This is a genomic window from Pseudoalteromonas sp. SWXJZ94C (assembly GCF_015864385.1).
Classification (GTDB): Bacteria; Pseudomonadota; Gammaproteobacteria; order Enterobacterales; family Alteromonadaceae; genus Pseudoalteromonas.
Genome location: NZ_JADYXF010000042.1, coordinates 1 through 19,626, shown reverse-complemented (window position 1 = coordinate 19,626; position 19,626 = coordinate 1). Strand labels below are relative to the sequence as shown.

The window sequence follows — 19,626 nt, the reverse complement described above, 5'->3', positions numbered from 1 at the left end:
GCCTGTGCGGCAGTGAACTGAGCCATGATGTTACTATAATGGAAGTGTCATTTCTAAGCTGCCTGTGCGGCAGTGAACTTATGATTAATGAACAAGAGTTGACAGCGTTATTTCTAAGCTGCCTGTGCGGCAGTGAACCGTGAGTTTGTTCAAAACCGTAATAGCGTTATTTTCTAAGCTGCCTGTGCGGCAGTGAACCTTAGAAAGCGGTAAACGTGTAACGCTTTTGCTTTCTAAGCTGCCTGTGCGGCAGTGAACGAATACATGGGCGGAAACTACGAAAGCAAAGATTTCTAAGCTGCCTGTGCGGCAGTGAACGATAAGTTTGGTCAAGTTGCTATCTGGGTTATTTTCTAAGCTGCCTGTGCGGCAGTGAACAAGTTAGTTGACGACCTCGACACTTTTAAGATTTTCTAAGCTGCCTGTGCGGCAGTGAACGAGATGGCACAAGAGACACTGGCGGCGAGGGTTTTCTAAGCTGCCTGTGCGGCAGTGAACGCGCCAAGCTTAGCTCCAATGCCTGATGTTGATTTCTAAGCTGCCTGTGCGGCAGTGAACCTTTCAAATGACGATACAATAAAACCGCTACATTTCTAAGCTGCCTGTGCGGCAGTGAACATGTTAGTAAGTCGATTGACTTTCTTATCAATTTTCTAAGCTGCCTGTGCGGCAGTGAACAATTGTTTGTGCGCGGGTATGTCCAAGGGCGCTTTCTAAGCTGCCTGTGCGGCAGTGAACATGTTGACAGCGATGGTGATATCATCATGCAATTTCTAAGCTGCCTGTGCGGCAGTGAACATTAACTTATTGGAATGCTATGGTTGCTAGTTTTTCTAAGCTGCCTGTGCGGCAGTGAACTATCCAGGTGACACAAGCGCACCTGCTAAACATTTCTAAGCTGCCTGTGCGGCAGTGAACCTTCACACACTTGCTCTGCATTAATATCATTATTTCTAAGCTGCCTGTGCGGCAGTGAACTGCGATGCGTTGTAACCGCTACTAACGCGATTTTTCTAAGCTGCCTGTGCGGCAGTGAACGTCAAAACGCGTTTGGTCACATTGCATTAAAATTTCTAAGCTGCCTGTGCGGCAGTGAACAGTTTGGCTCGAACTCAGACATGTGATGATAATTTCTAAGCTGCCTGTGCGGCAGTGAACCGCAAGCCATAGCCCAAACAAGTTCCTCTTGCTTTCTAAGCTGCCTGTGCGGCAGTGAACTTGAGGGTTATCACCTTGCAAAAACTATTGTTTTTCTAAGCTGCCTGTGCGGCAGTGAACAGATGGTCCTTGAAAATCAGGATGTAACTGTATTTCTAAGCTGCCTGTGCGGCAGTGAACTTTCCAATCAATTGTAAAGTGACCGCGATTAATTTCTAAGCTGCCTGTGCGGCAGTGAACCTATAGCTTTATTTATGCAAGTTCCTGCATTTTTTCTAAGCTGCCTGTGCGGCAGTGAACGTTGGTCTCCTTTTGAAATGGTATTTGCAGAATTTCTAAGCTGCCTGTGCGGCAGTGAACAGAGAAGCACTCTCAGGAGGTTATAGACTGGTTTTCTAAGCTGCCTGTGCGGCAGTGAACACCAACGATTCTCGTCGAAACCATGTCGTAATTTTCTAAGCTGCCTGTGCGGCAGTGAACGTTTTCGTCGTTCAGTTCGTACGCAAACATACTTTCTAAGCTGCCTGTGCGGCAGTGAACTCAGCGGGCTTAATTGCCTTGTTTACGTCGATTTTCTAAGCTGCCTGTGCGGCAGTGAACTAATGAAGAACATACCACCTCCAACGCTCGACTTTCTAAGCTGCCTGTGCGGCAGTGAACTGTAACGAATCGCGTGTTGCTTCGACTTTAGATTTCTAAGCTGCCTGTGCGGCAGTGAACAATTCAATTGAGCGATTGTTGCCAGTGTTTGTTTTCTAAGCTGCCTGTGCGGCAGTGAACCACCAAAAACGTACGGGTCAGCGTCATTAGCATTTCTAAGCTGCCTGTGCGGCAGTGAACTGTTAACTTTGATACACAAACACCGAGCAACTTTTCTAAGCTGCCTGTGCGGCAGTGAACCTAAGCGTGAATTAAACCGAGCGTACTTAAATTTTCTAAGCTGCCTGTGCGGCAGTGAACACGCTATCATTACGTCTAAACGTATGGATACATTTCTAAGCTGCCTGTGCGGCAGTGAACCCGACTTAGGTGTTACTCAATCAAACCTAGAATTTCTAAGCTGCCTGTGCGGCAGTGAACACGGCGGCTAGAGCACTAAGAGTGGCGTTAATTTTCTAAGCTGCCTGTGCGGCAGTGAACGTAAGCTGTTGACGCTGCGGTCTTGTACTCTATTTCTAAGCTGCCTGTGCGGCAGTGAACAATACGGCGAACTATTCCCCAATGTGAATTTATTTCTAAGCTGCCTGTGCGGCAGTGAACTGAGGTGATTAAATGCCACTTAAACCATGAATTTTCTAAGCTGCCTGTGCGGCAGTGAACGGTAACAGGTAGTTATTGGCAAGCACGTCCCATTTCTAAGCTGCCTGTGCGGCAGTGAACGAGAATATATTTGCCACCGGTACGACGATAGATTTCTAAGCTGCCTGTGCGGCAGTGAACCGACACAAGCACCTACGATGCCGATTAGGATTTTTCTAAGCTGCCTGTGCGGCAGTGAACTAACCCGCCAAACGCCATAATTACCTGCTTTTTTTCTAAGCTGCCTGTGCGGCAGTGAACTACCCGAACCGTGTCGTAAAGAAGGTCATTATTTTCTAAGCTGCCTGTGCGGCAGTGAACAAAGGTTAGGTTATTACGTTGAGTCTGATGGATTTCTAAGCTGCCTGTGCGGCAGTGAACTAATGAGGACTACTAGCATGGCTAAAACTGCATTTCTAAGCTGCCTGTGCGGCAGTGAACAGTCAGGAATACAATTCTTTGACAAAGTAAACTTTCTAAGCTGCCTGTGCGGCAGTGAACCACACAAAAAGGCATCAGGATTATCTGATGTATTTCTAAGCTGCCTGTGCGGCAGTGAACATTCAAAACAATAATTCTTTAATAACGTATGATTTCTAAGCTGCCTGTGCGGCAGTGAACTGTTTTGAATAATATCCCTTAATTTGTCGTATTTTCTAAGCTGCCTGTGCGGCAGTGAACTTTATTTCACGCAATAAAAACCGCAATTAAGCTTTCTAAGCTGCCTGTGCGGCAGTGAACTATCGCTGTACTCGAAAAACAATTTACTGCGATTTCTAAGCTGCCTGTGCGGCAGTGAACACGTAATTCATGCATTGCGAAATATATCTAACTTTCTAAGCTGCCTGTGCGGCAGTGAACACAAATTTACTAGGGATGAACTTTTGAGGTTATTTCTAAGCTGCCTGTGCGGCAGTGAACTTTAGATGTGGTCGCGGTACGCTGCGCTAAACTTTCTAAGCTGCCTGTGCGGCAGTGAATTTCAGGTTTAAATTTTTCTAGTTGCTCATAATTTTCTAAGCTGCCTGTGCGGCAGTGAACCGACAGCTACCGGAGGTGTTACAAAAGGACAATTTCTAAGCTGCCTGTGCGGCAGTGAACCATATGCAAAAAAAGATAGCAGCAACCGGAAATTTCTAAGCTGCCTGTGCGGCAGTGAACGCTGATTGATGTTGCCCCGCATAAAGCTCAATTTTCTAAGCTGCCTGTGCGGCAGTGAACTCGCCGAGGTTAACCGTATCTTCACACCTAACTTTCTAAGCTGCCTGTGCGGCAGTGAACTTATGATTTGGGGTATATATTATGCAGCTCTTTTTCTAAGCTGCCTGTGCGGCAGTGAACAAGCAACTGCACAGTCTATTCAGGATTGTACTTTTCTAAGCTGCCTGTGCGGCAGTGAACATACTGATGGTCCTATTCTATTGGCTACTGAATTTCTAAGCTGCCTGTGCGGCAGTGAACTCAAAAATATCAGCGCATAACATAGCGTTATATTTCTAAGCTGCCTGTGCGGCAGTGAACTTTAGTATTGATTCATATGAATTGATGGGAATTTTCTAAGCTGCCTGTGCGGCAGTGAACACATATTATCCATGGGGTTGTAATACTTCAACTTTCTAAGCTGCCTGTGCGGCAGTGAACTAGTACAATACCCCTATACCCCTTACTTTATATTTCTAAGCTGCCTGTGCGGCAGTGAACGGTATTGGTTACACTTTTCGTTTAACTCGTAATTTCTAAGCTGCCTGTGCGGCAGTGAACTAAAAGCTGCTTAGTTGCGGCTTTTTTTATGGTTTCTAAGCTGCCTGTGCGGCAGTGAACAACATTGACATAATCACACGTGAGGGTTTAACTTTCTAAGCTGCCTGTGCGGCAGTGAACTAGAGCCTAGCGAGTATCAACAATTTATTTTATTTCTAAGCTGCCTGTGCGGCAGTGAACACGTAATTCATGCATTGCGAAATATATCTAATTTTCTAAGCTGCCTGTGCGGCAGTGAACAAAAGGGCGAAACTGGTTTAACTGGCTCTGCCTTTCTAAGCTGCCTGTGCGGCAGTGAACAATAGAGTAACAGCAAAAAAACAAGTTACAACAATGAGTTACTATAAAAATAAATATTTTACCTTTATTTTGAACGCACTTTTAACTTGTTGTTTATATTACATAATTTTAAAGAGCTGTTTTTTAGGTCAAATATAATATATTTATCCTTCTCTAATACTTTAGTAAACGCGCCGTAGCGGCTTTTGTAACTCGTTGCTTTTGATGTAAGATTATCATGATATAAATATTTGTATTTCCTATCTGATAAGCAAGACTGAGCTATCTGTATTACTCGATGCTGGCTTTTTAGGTACTCGCATTAACAGAGACCATGTCGCCAATAAATTTACCACTTCTTCTATTTTAAATAATTTATCAATAAACTAATTACTTAATCGGTTTATATAATGTGAGTAAATCACCTCTAAATCTTTATTCGCTCTTTGAGTGAACTGATTAATTTAATGTGAGTAGATAGTGACATAATTTACCTCCTATGATCTCATTTATTAAACTGTGGGAACGGTAATAGAGAACCAAACATCAACTATATTTGGTTCTCTATAAACAAAGAAGTAACTATAACGCACAACATATTAAACAACTAAAACCATGGTACGGTCGCGGTTTTGCTTAGACCAAATTGATCAAACTCACCGTCAATAGCATTCGACAATAAAATACTAAACTGAATGTAGCGTCGGTGCATGTGCCCATTAGAGTTACTTTCTAATTCAAAGTATGGGTTATCTAAGCCTTTAGCAAACATTTTAGCTTTGTATGCTTTTGCTTCATCTGTTGATATTGTTTTTCGCTTAATCAGGCGGTTAAGCTTGGCATTAGTCATGGTGCTCTGTTTACGTGCAATAACTCGATATTGCAGCGCTTCAGGTATTGGTAAAATACCAGTTACTTTACAGTAGCCACTCAAGCCACCTAACCAATTAACTGCCTGAAATTTGGTTAATGCCTCTAATTCACCATGGATGCGCATTACATTACCCAATAAAATTTTATATGCTGGAAAGCTAACACCAATACTCGTAGATTGTTGATCGCATAAAGCTTTGTGCAGTTTGGTATAAACTTTGTTTAGTAATACGTTTTCGCGCATTTCAGCATCAGGCTGTAGCGTAATATCAATATAGTAATTCATCGTTAAGCCCTTATCTTTGTGACATAAGCAATGCCTTTTTTACCAAGGTAAAAGGAAGAAACGCCAGCATTTTCTATTAGTTGGATTAATTCGTGCCCTTCATCTTTGCTAATATTAAGTTCAATATCTAATTTCCCACTGGCCTTGGTCATTAGGTGTTTTATTTTTCCTTCTCCTTTAATGAATTGCTCGTGAATATAGGGATTGCCCCATATTTTTTTCTTGTCTCCCGTTGTATAGCGAGCCATGAAATCCTTCTTAGTAAAACCATTATTAGATATTCCGCTTATGCCACCAGCTTTAGTTTTTGCAGAACTCATATCAAACCGAGTAGTAAGTCGCTGTAATTGAAGATACAAAGCAGAGCAATAAAGGCTAATAGGAAATATTAAACCTTTATTGTTTAACCCTTTAAATTTTTCAAATTCATTATTTAAATTATCAAAAGCTGTTTTAACCTCTCCCTCATTTTCGATGACTTTAAGTTTATGTAGCTCTTCTAAACGCTCAATTACCGATAATGGTTCGCAAGTTATTTTTTTTTCAATGAGGATGTCGTCATTTATAAACTTACAAAGCTGTGATAAATCTAACGCTAAAACACCCCAGAATTCTTCTGAATAACTGGAATTAAAAATAGGATCGTTAATTTTTACTGTTCCAGTGAAAGAATTTTGATCTGTACTACCCGTTATATTTCGAATAAATGTCATTTCGTTATTTATAACGCTAGGTTTATCTTCAAACTGAACTACGTCTTCAATATCTTTAAAGTAATAATTTTCTGCCGTTCTTGATTGATATAGCTTGCGTTGATCACCTATCAACCGATTCAAAACGCCCATAACGGTATCTAAGGAAATATCACGTTCTTTAAAGTTTTCTGCTTTGCCTAGGCTAGTCATAGAGCCTATAAATTTACGCCCTGCATTTGGTAGTGCTTCATTGTTACTACCATCTAAAAATGAATTTCGCCAAGATGATTCGTATTCTATGGTTATTTTCATGGTTACCTCGACTATTTAGCGTAAAAATAGGTAGCAAATTCACTGTTCGCTTGTTCGCAGATAGAACTTTCATCACGTTTAATACGCATCATTTTATTACTATCGTTATAATCTAAAACTACATCGTCAACATACATGTATGACTTAGCTTGTCTGATAGACAATTCTGAAATTAAGCTAATGGTGTACTCAATTAATGCTTTAACAGCATCATCGTTTAATAAAATACCATTCTCTCCTTCTTCAAAAATAGTTCCGCCTCTAACATAGTTGTGATGAAAGGTGGCTTTTGGCTTTAAGCTTGGATTTAATGTTTGAATAAAATCCTGCACAGTTTGTGCTACTTGCTCACCCTGCCCTTCATTAACGTTCATCGCTTCACGGTCAAACTTTTTATCAAGTGAAATAAATTGCAGTTGCTCAATACTAATGGATCCGTAAGAAATATATTTAGTATCACCAAAGGTTGTTTTTGAGAAGAAAGAGGAACTATCGCGCTCTCCTGCTTGCCCAAATTGTTCAAAGTTGCCGTTACCTAGTTGATCAACAAAATCTTCTATTAATAATGGGCTAGTACGTTTATTTTGTGTAGAAGGAACAACATAACCTCTAACCAAACCTGTTACTGATGCTAACACTTGCTCTAAGTTCGTTTTTTTAGCGTAGTGTAAGTCAAATGCCTGTGATCTAAACAAATGGTGTCGAATACAGTTTTGGCTAATATAAAGCGGTGTTTCTTTAAAGTTTATATCTGTTGCTTGTTTCTTATATTTATAACCTGTTTCTTCTTTTACCTTACCACTTAAGTTCGAATAACCTCGGAGCTTGGGCATTGTGTGATTATTTAATTCAGTTCCTTTATCACCTGTTAAGGTTGTTGGACCATTCCAATTCACTACCCCATGACCTAATGCGGTAATTTTAAAATCTACACTTTTAATTCCTATTACTTTTTCCATGATTTATTCCTCATCCTCTGTTGTGTTATTAAGTTGTGTTAGCGCCATTGCGCCAATGGGTTGTTTGTCGCATGTCATGTAATAAATAGCATGTGAATGTCTTGCTGATTCGCCGCCAACGGCAAGTAAGTCGTTCGATGTATAACTTAGGTAGACCGGTAACTCAGGATCACGCGCTTGGTTCAATAAGGCGTTATCGTTATAGGGCTTTATGCCGCCCACTGCGTTGTGATGCTTTTTATACATGTTCGATAATAAGTCTTGATCGCTTTTGCCATAACCTTTAATTGCTAAAGCTGAATAAGTTAAGTTATCTATATCGGAGGTATCATCAAGTGGCATTATGTAAGCATATTCGTTAATAAATTTAGGTTCGTGCTGATTGTTAACATCACAAACCGCCATTTGCACAAAACGATTATTGCCACGTAGTGAATTTTTATTCATTTTTCCACGTGATTTTTCTTGTGCTTTTTTAGGTGGTATTACAATAGGGTCAACTACTTTGTTATTAATATCTAACACGCTGTTTTTTAAAGCTGCAATTAAATCACTTTCTATTTTATCTCTACTTGAAACTTCCTGATGAAAACGCCTATACATTTGATAAATTTCGGGAAGGGTAAAAGCTTTATTGTCAAAATGTTCAAGTAACGACTGATACCATGCACGCGTGCTAGCTAAACTGTACATTTTGTTTAAAAATCGAGAGGCTGAACTTTGCCCTTTGTTGTTTGCAATAGTTTCAGGAACCGCTAAACAATATGTGTTTAGTTGCTCGTTTAACCCAAATCTGTCCAATCGCCCTAAGCGCTGCAAGGTATTTTCAGGGTTAGATATTTCGGCAACCATATAATCACAACTAATATTTAAAGAGGCTTGAACAATCGGACCACTACGTAATACGTCATATTTATTGGTGCCATTTTGTTTAAACGCGTTGTAAACCTCGTTAAACCAAGTCTGCTTATCACTTTTTTTAAACTTGGAGTGTAGTAATATATTGTTTTCTACTTGTTGGTTAGCAATAAAGCTATTTTGTGCCGATAACGCTGTGTTGCTAATGACAAAGGTTTTGTTTTTATGCGGTTTTAACAGTGGATTGTCATTACTCAAATTAGCATCATCAAAAATATCAAATTTAATTTGATATTTACTTGAGTTAAAAGATGGCATTTCGATAATGTCTTCTTTATCAATATTCAATACCTCTTCGACAAAAACATAATGTGGCGTAGCAGATACAAGTAAGGTGTTTGCTAATTGCCCTTGTGCTTTTTTACAGGCGACTAATTCAGCAAATAATAAATTAAAGGCTGACATATTGATGTATTCGTGAAATTCGTCAAAAACTACATGTGCATTTAAATAGTCAATTAAGCTATTTGCTTTGGTATGACTAATAACACTGCCAAGTATTTGATCAATAGTGGTTATAACAATGTCGCCTGAAAAGTAATCTTCTTCGGTAGTTTTATTGCCCCACTCATTTTGAAATTTGAACTCCCCTGTTAATATTTCAATGGTCGCATCGGGTAAATACTTATCGGAAGTCAATTCAGCAAATAAACCTTGGCAAACTTGTACCCGTGGACAAACCCAAATGATTTTTTTAGCTTGTTTAAGTGCCGCCCATTCCAAAGCTATTTTAGTTTTACCGCAACCTGCAGCGCCAGCGAGTACACCAACATCTTCAACCCCAGTTAATTGCACTGCAATATCATGCTGTTTTTGAGTTCGTTCACCATCGGGGAAGTTAGCAAGGCAATTAGTAATATAAGTTGATAATGAAGAGTCTGTAATAAATTGAGCTTCAATTATTTCATTAAGGGTTTTAGTTTTAATTGCTTGGTGAAGCTCTTGAGCTGATAAAGTCGAAACAAGCCTGTCAGCCGTAATTACACATGCTCTAGCAATATTATTGTTGGCATTACATTGAATGCTTTTTTGGTAATCGTAACTTGCTTCTTCTGTTTCATATTCCTTATACAGTGGTAATTGTGGCGCATTAGGCAGCAACTCTTCGGCATCTTCAATTGCACTACTTAAATAGGCTTTAGTAATAGTTGCTTCACTTGTTCGGTAGCTAAGCTCAATATCTGATACTTTTTTTAAAATATTTTGTGCTTGTTCGATAAAGTCAGTGAGTGATTTATCTTTATTATTTGCTAGAAATTTTTTCGACAACCCTTTGTAGCTGTCAAATTCTGGGGCTATTTTATCATTACGGTATGCTCTAGCATGGTGCCAATATATAACGTGGCGAATAGAGCGCTTATTGCCTGCACTAACAAATTTTAGGCTTACATCATCCAATAAATGATAAAGCAGTAAAGATAATTCATTATGTCTTGGGTATTTTTCAAAACTAAATTTAGCGGTGTCAATGTGTTGTCCGTCTTCAGCTATTACAACTTTCTTTTTAGGATCAACTACCCATTTTTGAAAATTGGGATCGAGTTTCCCTAAATCATGCAAGCAACCAGCAATAAAACACGTTGTTGTATATTGCTTATCTAAATTAGAAAATAATTGTTTATGTAATAATTCAGCTACATAACCAACAGCAAATAAATGTTCAACCAATGTTTGTAAATGCGTATTAGCATAAGCCACGCCTTTAATTGGTTTGTTGTTATTCGTGTCCATAAAAACCTCTTTTGCTGTTGTATTCACAGGCACTACTCCCTGTTGATTAAATTTTGATTTTGAACCCACTACCCAGATAAATTGACTACGGCTGCGTGAACGTATCCAATGACAACTGACTGCTGTACTTTTACTTGCGGTTTGCTTGAGCATTTTTTTAACTGTGAGCAAGCCATCTTCGGTGATTAGGGTTTGCCACGTATTATCGCCAATTCTGTTGGCAAAAGCGTCGAGTACACGTCGTGTTTTTTTTAGCGCATTTTTTTCACACTGCGATACAAACGTGACCATCATAAATTGTGTTCCTCTATGTGGTTTTGTGAGTAATTTTGCAGTGCAATTGTTTTGACGGTATCAAACATAAAGTCGAGGGATTTATGATCTGTAAAGGCTTGCAATACTTGCTGGCGAAACTCTTGCTCTGTGGCATTTTCTTTGGCACATATAAATGCCCAAGGAAGTACGATGGCATCTTTTATTAAATCGGCTACATCAAACACTAAGGCACCACGTCTGGTTTTTCCATGCATTACGGCAAAACCATGAGGAATACCTAACACCCACAAACAGCTTGCAGCTAAGCCATAGGCAAGGTAGTTACCATGATTTAAAAAGTCGTTGGCTTTATCAGTGCTTTGGTGCTGGCGTTTAAATGCTGCTGCGTTGGTATTATTTGCAGCGTATTTATAAAGTACTTTGGTTAATTGCGCTTCAGTAAGAAGTAACTCCGATTGTTTAGTTGCTGCACTAGTACGCGCTTCAAACGTATTTAATGCTTTTTGCATTTGTTCACTATTAAAGTCAAATCCTTCGTTTTTTAAATCGCGATCTTTGTTCCATACTTTTTGTAAGTAACTAATACGGGCTTGCTGCATTGTTTTTGCAGCTAGTAAACGCTTTTCGTCTTCAAACCAAAACTGTAGCCAACCATGTAAGTATTCAGTTGGTCTATATTCGCTTTGTGGTGTAAACCACTCGACCTCGCAGGCCATATATAAAGGAGTACCTCCTCCACCAGCAAAACCAACAAGCACACCTGCTTGTGATAACATTCGCATTGCGGCTTGCGTTATTGATGTGCCATTTCCCAGTAATAATACGGTGGTATTGGCAATAGGTACGTTAAAGTATTGGTTTTCATTTTTAGCTTCAGTTAGGTACAAAACACGCCCGTCTTTTTGCATAACGCGGCAATATTCTAGGTAATACATATTGGCGCGTTTTGAATGCAAAATTGTTTTTAAGTCACTTGGGCTAAAATCGTCCATTACTTTCATCCTTTATTATCGTTCCTTTAAATTACTGGCTGTTTAGCCTTTGAGCAACACTGTATATTTATCACCTGTCGTAATTTTAGGCATATTTTTAATCTTCTACTTACTTTACTTGTTAAATACTACGGCATATAAGGCTGTAAACCCGATAAGCAATCGGGACTGAGTATAATTTGTTGCGCTTCGGGGTTTGCTTGGTAGCTATCTACACGTAGTTGTTTTAATAGGTAAAGTAATAAAGCTGCGCGGACTTTTATGTTACGTTTGTAATTACCATTTGATTGTTGATTCATTTGGTGATCGAGCGCTATTATTCTTGCTCTATTGGCGGTTAATCGTGGATCTGGCTCTATGCCAACTGTAAGTTGGGTTTGCCATAATGTGTCGTGTTGTTGGTCATACTCTGCTGGACCTTCTATTTCACATTCGCCATTAAAACGAGTAAGAACAAAATCTCTGAAATCTCGATTTTTTTCACAATAGGCGCGTACATGCCAGCGAGTACCGTCAAAAACCAAATTGTGTGGACTAATGATACGTGATTCGAACTCTGGGCTCGATACAGAGGCATAACCTACATCTATTCGTTGCTTATGTTTTAGTGCGTGTAGTATACCACTCACTCTTTTTGGATTTACTGGTACTAGCGGGGATTGCATTGCAGTAAAGTGATTATAATATTCGCTTTGAATACCTTGCTGGGTAATGTGTAAATAGGTACCAAGATCTTGTGCACCATACTTTGGTATAAAGTGTTTTGTAGCCTGATATCCCTTTTTTGAGTTGTTGTAAACCAAAAAATCTGGATACAATTTTAAGTAATCTTGTATGTGTTTAGATGCACTTGAACGGCTTATATTAAAATGCTGTTGTATGTGTTTTGTAGTTAAGCGATTTTCCCAAAATACAATAAGTTCTATAAAATGAAAACGCTTTACGAAATCGTAATTTAAGTGTGTTATCACGCTGTTCCTTAGCTAATTTGATTCCTTTTCACAAAGTACCAAATCAGCTAAAAATAACAACGATAATTTACCAAAACTTAATTGCAAATGGTGTATATAGATTAAAAATCTCATTCGCAGACTATATCTATTTAAAAATAAAAAAAGCAAGCCTGGTGGCTTGCTTTTGATCGTCTCTAAAGACAACACACTTTATAATCTAAATTTAGTAACTGCTTTTAAAATCTATAACTAGCACCAAACGTTATACGGCGGTCTGTAAGACCTTGGAAACAAAGTAGAGCACCCTCGTTAACACAAGACTGATTAACTTCTGATTCGGTTAAGTTAACGGCTTCTATACCGATGTTTAGTTGATCATTCACATCGTAACTTATGCTGGCATTGAGTTGTCCTCTGTCCTCTTGAACAACAGGAAAACCCCATGGGAAGCTTGATGTACTACCAAAGTCGGTTGAACGATAGCCTTCACGCCATGTATAGCGAGCGCGTGCAGACAAACCGTATTTTTCATAGTAAAAGGTCACGTTATATGCATTTTCAGACAGGTCAATTAGTGACTGTTTAGCACTTATATCTGCATCAGGATTTCCGGTTGTTAATGCAAAAACAGCATTAGCACGGCTTGTTGCAGTATCAAACGATTCTCCACCAGAGAACTCTTGGTAAGTATAGTTTGCAACGATACCAAAACCAGATGCCCACCCTAGCTCTTTTTCAAAGCTTGATAAGTCATATTGAGCTGCAAGCTCTAAACCCTGCTGTGTTGTTTCACCTGAGTCATTAATCGTTGTTTGTGTTGGTACACAAAGCCCTACTCCGGCGTCAGGACCAAATACATTTATATCTGCAATTGGGTTAAATATGCCGCCGCCTTCACACTCTGGACCATTTGTGTCGCGAAATCCTGTGCTTGGATCTTCAAACGGGTCAACTTGTTGAGTAACGTGTAAGTCGCTACGGGTTTTATGAAAATACCCTACACTTAATAAAGCAGCAGGTGCAAAATACCAATCAGTTGAAACATCAAAAGACGTTACTTCTTCTGGTACTAATCCAGAATTACCGATTGATACTGCGCTATTAGGGCTTGTGCCAAAGGTAACTGATGTTGATAAATCATCAAAATCTGGACGTCTTATATCTTTTGACCAACCCAATCTAACAATCACATCTTCGCTTACGTTTGCAGATATATTGATTCGTGGTAGTAAGAAGTCGTAATCACCTTTAGAAGTTACTTGAGTGACTAGTTCATTACCGCTGCCATCTTGAGTAACTGAGTTACCTACCGATGTTACATCTGTTTCTAAATAACGCAGACCAAAGTTACCTCGGAATATGCCGTACTCAAAGTTAGCTTGTGCGTATAAGGCGTGAGTTTCTTCTTCAATATCAAAAAAGGCATTCACAAGAGACGTTGGAGAGCTAATTGGACCGCGATCAGAACCTGTTATTGCATTATTTGCTTCAATTGCTTGATTAAGTGCCGCTAAAACACCTTCAGGGTCAGAAGAAGCAAGTTCAGGATTTATAAGCAAGAAATCACGAATATAAAGCTCTCGTCCATCTGCATCATTAAAGTTATCAGGACCCGCTGTTAATATATCAGCAAATAAATCGCCAGTCGGGCTATCAGCCAAATTCCTTAAACCAACGTTTGAGCGAACCTGATCAGATACGCTACTGGTTTTACTGTAACGGTAGCCAAAATCGACTGACGTTATTACGTCATCTAAGTAATAAGTAAAGTCTGTGCGAAATGCATCTTCTGTATTTTCAGATTCATCTTGCCCTTGGTTTACATCACGTAAAACAACATTTGCTGGGTCGAGTAGCTGAGCCATAGTGGGTGCATTTGCTTCACCGGTTGCAATGCCAAATGTAAGTGCATTACCCGTTAAGTCATATTCAAATGGAGTGCCGTTTTCGTTTGATGAGTTAGTCGCAACATTTGGGTTTATAAAGTTAAGTGTTGTATTAAAACTTGGCGTAGATGAGTCTGCACGAGATGTTGAAGCTTCAACACTTGCAAATAGTCTATCACCTTGCCATTCACCACCAATTCTAAATATTTTACTCTCAGTGATACGTGAATTTGTATCACTAGAAAAACGTAAGTTAGGATCGCCACCGCCGTCTTCTACTGGAATAACGCCTCTTACTGCCGCTTGTATGCTTCCTAAGTTTTGACCATCAAGAGAGCCAAAGTTAACTGTTTCAAATTCACTTGGTATCGATACATCTCTGAGATCACTTAAACCAGATGCTTGTACTCTTGAGCTTTCTTGGCGTCGTTCTTGGTCATTAACAACAGCATCAAAATAAAACTTCATATTATCGTTTGGCGCATATTCAAACGTACCAGCAAAGTTTTTTGTCTCGTATTCGTAATTATCGTAATCTTGAATTAAAAATTGAACCGGTAAAAAGTCGAACGATTGTGCGCTTGCAGCTCCGCTATCAGCTGCTACTGAATTATCTCTGTCAGCGCGAGGACGAAATGCGGTTACATCTTGCTCACTGTAACTACCACTAAATACAACACCAAACTTACCACCAGAATCAAGCTCCCAGTTATCACCCCAAGCGCCAGAAACTCGAGGGGTAACACCATCGGTTGATAAGCTGCTATCTTCACCTTGGACTCTTATTGAGCCTAGTGTTTCATTTAATTGTAGTGGGCGGATTGTTTTAAGATTTATTGTTGCGCCTACTGAGCCTTCAATTGTTTTAGCTTCTGGTGACTTAATGACTTCAACGCCAGAAATAATAGCGGCTGAAACATCTTCAAAGCTAATACCGCTTCGACCAGAACCCGAACCAACTGTTGATACACCGTTTACTTCTGTGCGATTTGCATTGGTACCACGAATTTGAACACCAGTACCAACCCCTGCTTCGCGGGTGATTTGAATACCCGTGACATTTTCTAGTACTTCAGCAAGATTTTGATCGGGTAACTTACCAATATCTACCGCTTCAATAATTTCAACGAGACTGTCTGCCGAGCGCTTTTGTGCAAGCGCATTTGTCAGTGATTGTCGAATCCCTGAAACTTCAATAATTTCAAGATCGTCTGCCACTTTTTTTTGTGTTTCTTGAGCTTGTGTAGACAAAGACATACTAAGTGCTGTTGCCGATAAAACGGCCAGTGTGATTTTAGATAACTTGTGACTCATAGTTTTTTTCCTGTGTGTGTGAAATGCTATGTAACCAGCTACTTTATTATTTTTATTAAACCCCTTTAATTATTACAAAACCTTAACTTTATATTTACACTCAACCTTTAAAAGGTCAACCTTTTGGTAATCTATTTAGGTGAAATATTATGCAATATGTTATTACCAAAATAATTAAAGCTCGTTATTCTAATTAATAAACATTAACTTTATTCTTTAATTTGTTGTTATATAAATACTTTAAATTAAAGCTCAGGAAGAAGTTACAAAGACGACAGCCAAACACGTTTATTATTTTTAAACTAAAATAATTTTAATTGTATTGAATAAAATTCAAACAGCGCAATAAGAGCCATATAATTGGTTAACCAATTTATGTTTATTCGCTAAAAAAGCAAAATAGAGTGCTATTTATTTTAAAACTGGATTTATTACGTGGCTAAAGAAGACGTTCAACTTATATGGCATTAATGAAGTTGTTTTGCTGTTAATTAGAATTTACTGAGGAATAAAAATAAGAGGATTTAAGATCACAAAAAGACGGTAAACCGTCTTTTTGTGATTTGCTTTAATAATTTTAAATATTATTAAAGTTTGTAGCTTAAGCCTAAGAATAAACGAGGACCGTAGTCATTCACTTCGCCTAGGTTACCTTCAACAAAGAAGTCTTGTGATTTAGGTGCGCTAAACAAGTTAATTGCTTCGGCTTTAATTCTGAAGTGCTCATCAATTTTATATGATGCACGCATTTCCCATACACCTACTGCATCAACATAACGTAAACGAGTACCATTGCTTGTGTAAGGTTGGAAATACTCACTACGGTATTTGTAAATAACCGCAGTATCAAATCCACCAATTTGGTAGTACAACTGGCTGCTAAACACATGCTTAGAAAAACCAGGAACTGCACCAGGCTCAATAATACCATCAGTTAACTGTGTAGTATTGCCGTCTAAATCAGTCTCAAACGTATCACCGTACAAGCTATCTTCAAACTCGAAATCAGTATCTGCAAAGTTATAACCAAACTTCATACCGATGCCATTATCCCAACGATAAGAAAATGAAGCCTCAAGACCAAAAATTTCACTTTCATCATCTGTAGTCACTGAGTTGGTAACAGGAAGAGAAACTGTTTCACCCCCAATCACGTAATTCTCAAGTACAGTTTGTTGCTGGAAGCCACCTTGGAACTGTTTATAATAAAGACTCATTGCGAAAATTGAATCATCATTTGGATACCACTCAAATGCAGCATCGTAGTTCCATGACATAAGTGGTTGTGTATCAGGGTTACCTGAACCGTCAACTGTTAATAGGTCAGAAAGAGAAAGTGCAACCGATTCATCATCAGTAACAAAGTCACGATCGAAACCTAAATCAGAAGGGTCGGCACGTGACATACCACGGTAAATACCCGCGCGAAGTAAAATGTCTTCACTATAATCTACAACTAAGTTAAAGCTAGGAAGGTACTTGGTATAACTACCTCCTCCTTTTACTTTTTCTAAAGAGTTGCCTTCAACAAGTTCAACAACGCCCGTAACTTCGTCTACATTAACGCTATAATTACTTCTAAAACCAATAGAAGTTACATCAGTATCAACAACTCGAAGACCAAAGTTACCGCGAATAAACTTGCCAAACATTTCTGTATCGTAACTAGCCATTAAGTAAGCTGAAGTAGTTTTTTCTGTTACATCGATAGTACCAGCATTTTCGTATTCAACTTCTGGATAAGCAAACTCACCATCAACATTAGAACCTGTAACAGCTTGTGAAAAACATACATTATCGTAAGTTGCCCAAGAAGAGCCTGTACCACTGCTTACAACATTACCATCGCTGTCGATGTTAGTAACAATGTCGCCATCCGAAACGCTTGAAAGAAAACCTGACTCAGGGAAGTCAATTTGACACCCTTCAAGTACATTAATCGCGTCAGTACCTGAATCTAATGTAAATTCATTTCTTGAACCATTACCTTGGGTACCACCAAACTGAATAAAGCTCAATTCAGACGTTCTTACACCACCTTCTATACTTGTAAATACATTGCCTTCCAATGCATAGTCGAAGTCTAAACGCGCAGATTTTATTACGTTTTCACGTACATTTTCACGGTCAAGGCGTGTTCTTAAGCTGTCTGTAAAGTTTGAAATATCAGTAACATCAAAATCTGTTAATGTGAAATGAGGTATCTCATCGCCCATATCCCATGAGAAGAAGTTACGATCTGCGGTTCTGCCGCGGTTCGAAATTTGTAACTCTTCACGTTCTGTTTTTGAGTACGCTAAATCAAGATCAACTGTTAATCGATCGGTAACATTGTGCTCAATGTTTAAACCATAACCTTGATAATTTTCTTCACGTGAGAATTGCTCACCTGCAGATTCAATTCGCTCTTCACCTTCCCAATGAAGGATCCCGCCAACATCATTAGTAACAAGTGTTGGACCTGTTACACCTGGTGTTGCACGTTTTTGTAAAAATATTAAGTCGTGACGCGCTTCTTTTTGTGTTCTATCTGAAATTTGGGTATCGAAGTTAATATCCCATGAGTCTGATGGCTGAAATTGTAATGCAAAAAACACAGCATCACGCTCATCAGATGTTTCATTTTGACGGTAGCTTCGGCTACTACCAGTCCACGCATAAGGAGTACCATCACTTACAGCTTCACCTGTTTCTGGATCAATTGCTGTATCGTAACCTTGATTGTTACTACCACTTACCTGATCTTCACAATCACCGGCACTACTACGGTAAAAGCCTTCATTAGTGTTATTAGGATCGTTTATACATGCCCATAATGATGAGCCTGATGGGCTGGAACTTCTGTATTCAGCTTCTGGTTGGCTTATATCTTGGCGTTGAACACCAAACGACACCCCTAAAGCTTGACCGTTATCGAATTCAAACTGGTCAACATAACTAAACGTACCACGGTAACCTGCATCGCTTTGTAGTGAATTCTCTACATTGCCTTCATCTGGGTTGTAGTTTAATTTAACTTCAGCTGAAACACGTTGTTTACCAAAATCTAATGGCGTAACTGTTTCAAGTGCAATAACACCTGCAACACCACCTTCAATCATTGAAGCATCTTGTGTTTTATAAATTGCTATCTTCTTTACTAGCTCAGACGGAAACTGTGAAAAGTTAACTGAGCGGTCACCACCACCATTGGTCGCTTCACGACCATTGATGTGAGTAGCACTTAAAAATGGTCCAAGACCACGAATAGTAATTTCTGTTGCGCCACCATTTTCACGGTGAGATGCAGCACCCGTAATTGATTCTAATGCTTCACCAATAGACAGTGCAGGCAAGTCGCCAATGTCTTCAGATGAAAGTCCGTCTACAACAGTAGTTGACTCTCGCTTTATAGCAATTTGGTCTTGAATCGTTCTACGTGTACCGGTAACACTGATTATTTCAACGTCCGGTTCGACTTCTGTCGTCTTATCTTGTGCTTCTTGAGCTTGTGCTGTAAATGCACAAGAACCAGCCATACTTGCTATAACAGCTGTTCTTACCCATTTTGCAGTTGGACTTAAAGCGAACTTTTCTGTTATAGAATTATTATTTTTTTCTGACTTCAACGACATTAGAATACTCCGTTGGTTGTTGTAGTGTAATTTTAATTGTGTGTCACTTGTTATACTTGTGTATACATGATGTGAAGGTCATGGTTAATATACTCAATTGCACCAGCTTGATCAACCAATTTGAGATTAAAATATTACCATAAGGTATACCAATTCTAATTCATCGGCATTACCAGTGGGTAACATAGGTTTAAGTAGAACGGTTATAAATAAAAATAGCCAATAAAAAAGCCCCTAAATAGGTAACACCGATCAGTTAAGGTATTTTTGATCGGTTGACCGATCTTTTGGTTGCTTCACAATACCCTTATCATCTTTTG

The 19,626-nt window shown here is 39.1% G+C and carries 8 protein-coding genes and 1 CRISPR repeat array (1 of these 9 only partly in view); all 8 genes read right to left on the bottom strand.

Translation table 11 applies throughout. The features are described from left to right. Positions 1-4,518: direct repeats of the CRISPR family, unit length 28 nt; unit sequence TTTCTAAGCTGCCTGTGCGGCAGTGAAC (it extends 2,235 nt beyond the left edge of the window). A gap of 586 nt (positions 4,519-5,104) precedes the next feature. Beyond that, a complete protein-coding gene (gene cas6f, locus I6F65_RS16585; RefSeq protein ID WP_197113989.1) occupies positions 5,105-5,656 on the bottom strand; it encodes a type I-F CRISPR-associated endoribonuclease Cas6/Csy4 in 552 nt (183 codons plus the stop codon). A gap of 2 nt (positions 5,657-5,658) precedes the next feature. Then, positions 5,659-6,663, bottom strand: coding sequence for a type I-Fv CRISPR-associated protein Cas5fv (gene cas5fv, locus I6F65_RS16580; RefSeq protein ID WP_197113987.1), 1,005 nt, complete (start codon positions 6,661-6,663; stop codon positions 5,659-5,661). Between the two features lie 11 nt (positions 6,664-6,674). Continuing rightward, complete coding sequence (gene cas7fv, locus I6F65_RS16575; RefSeq protein ID WP_197113985.1) at positions 6,675-7,622, bottom strand: type I-Fv CRISPR-associated protein Cas7fv; 948 nt, start codon at positions 7,620-7,622, stop codon at positions 6,675-6,677. 3 nt (positions 7,623-7,625) lie between these two features. Then, positions 7,626-10,565 (bottom strand): CRISPR-associated endonuclease Cas3'', encoded by a 2,940-nt coding sequence (locus I6F65_RS16570; protein ID WP_197113984.1) that lies wholly within the window; start codon positions 10,563-10,565, stop codon positions 7,626-7,628. After that, positions 10,562-11,539 carry a type I-F CRISPR-associated endonuclease Cas1f gene (gene cas1f / locus I6F65_RS16565; protein WP_166112993.1) on the bottom strand — a complete coding sequence of 326 codons (978 nt, stop codon included), beginning with the start codon at positions 11,537-11,539 and terminating at the stop codon, positions 10,562-10,564. The genes I6F65_RS16570 and cas1f overlap by 4 nt, the downstream gene beginning before the upstream one ends. A 128-nt stretch (positions 11,540-11,667) precedes the next feature. Beyond that, positions 11,668-12,510: a WYL domain-containing protein gene (locus tag I6F65_RS22070; protein ID WP_197113982.1), complete on the bottom strand. Its 843-nt coding sequence runs from the start codon at positions 12,508-12,510 to the stop codon at positions 11,668-11,670. A 218-nt stretch (positions 12,511-12,728) separates the two neighbouring features. Beyond that, complete coding sequence (locus I6F65_RS16555; protein ID WP_197113980.1) at positions 12,729-15,692, bottom strand: TonB-dependent receptor; 2,964 nt, start codon at positions 15,690-15,692, stop codon at positions 12,729-12,731. Between the two features lie 587 nt (positions 15,693-16,279). Next, the gene (locus tag I6F65_RS16550; protein WP_024611062.1) at positions 16,280-19,306 is read right to left on the bottom strand and encodes a TonB-dependent receptor; all 3,027 of its coding nucleotides are present in this window, start codon (positions 19,304-19,306) and stop codon (positions 16,280-16,282) included. Positions 19,307-19,626: the final 320 nt, after the last annotated feature.

What these genes read in the sequence shown, in the direction of transcription:
- cas6f (WP_197113989.1), bottom strand. Translation starts at nt 5,656, where the DNA reads ATGAATTACTATATTGATATTACGCTACAGCCTGATGCTGAAATGCGC.
- cas5fv (WP_197113987.1), bottom strand. Translation starts at nt 6,663, where the DNA reads ATGAAAATAACCATAGAATACGAATCATCTTGGCGAAATTCATTTTTA.
- cas7fv (WP_197113985.1), bottom strand. Translation starts at nt 7,622, where the DNA reads ATGGAAAAAGTAATAGGAATTAAAAGTGTAGATTTTAAAATTACCGCA.
- I6F65_RS16570 (WP_197113984.1), bottom strand. Translation starts at nt 10,565, where the DNA reads ATGATGGTCACGTTTGTATCGCAGTGTGAAAAAAATGCGCTAAAAAAA.
- cas1f (WP_166112993.1), bottom strand. Translation starts at nt 11,539, where the DNA reads ATGGACGATTTTAGCCCAAGTGACTTAAAAACAATTTTGCATTCAAAA.
- I6F65_RS16555 (WP_197113980.1), bottom strand. Translation starts at nt 15,692, where the DNA reads ATGAGTCACAAGTTATCTAAAATCACACTGGCCGTTTTATCGGCAACA.
- I6F65_RS16550 (WP_024611062.1), bottom strand. Translation starts at nt 19,306, where the DNA reads ATGTCGTTGAAGTCAGAAAAAAATAATAATTCTATAACAGAAAAGTTC.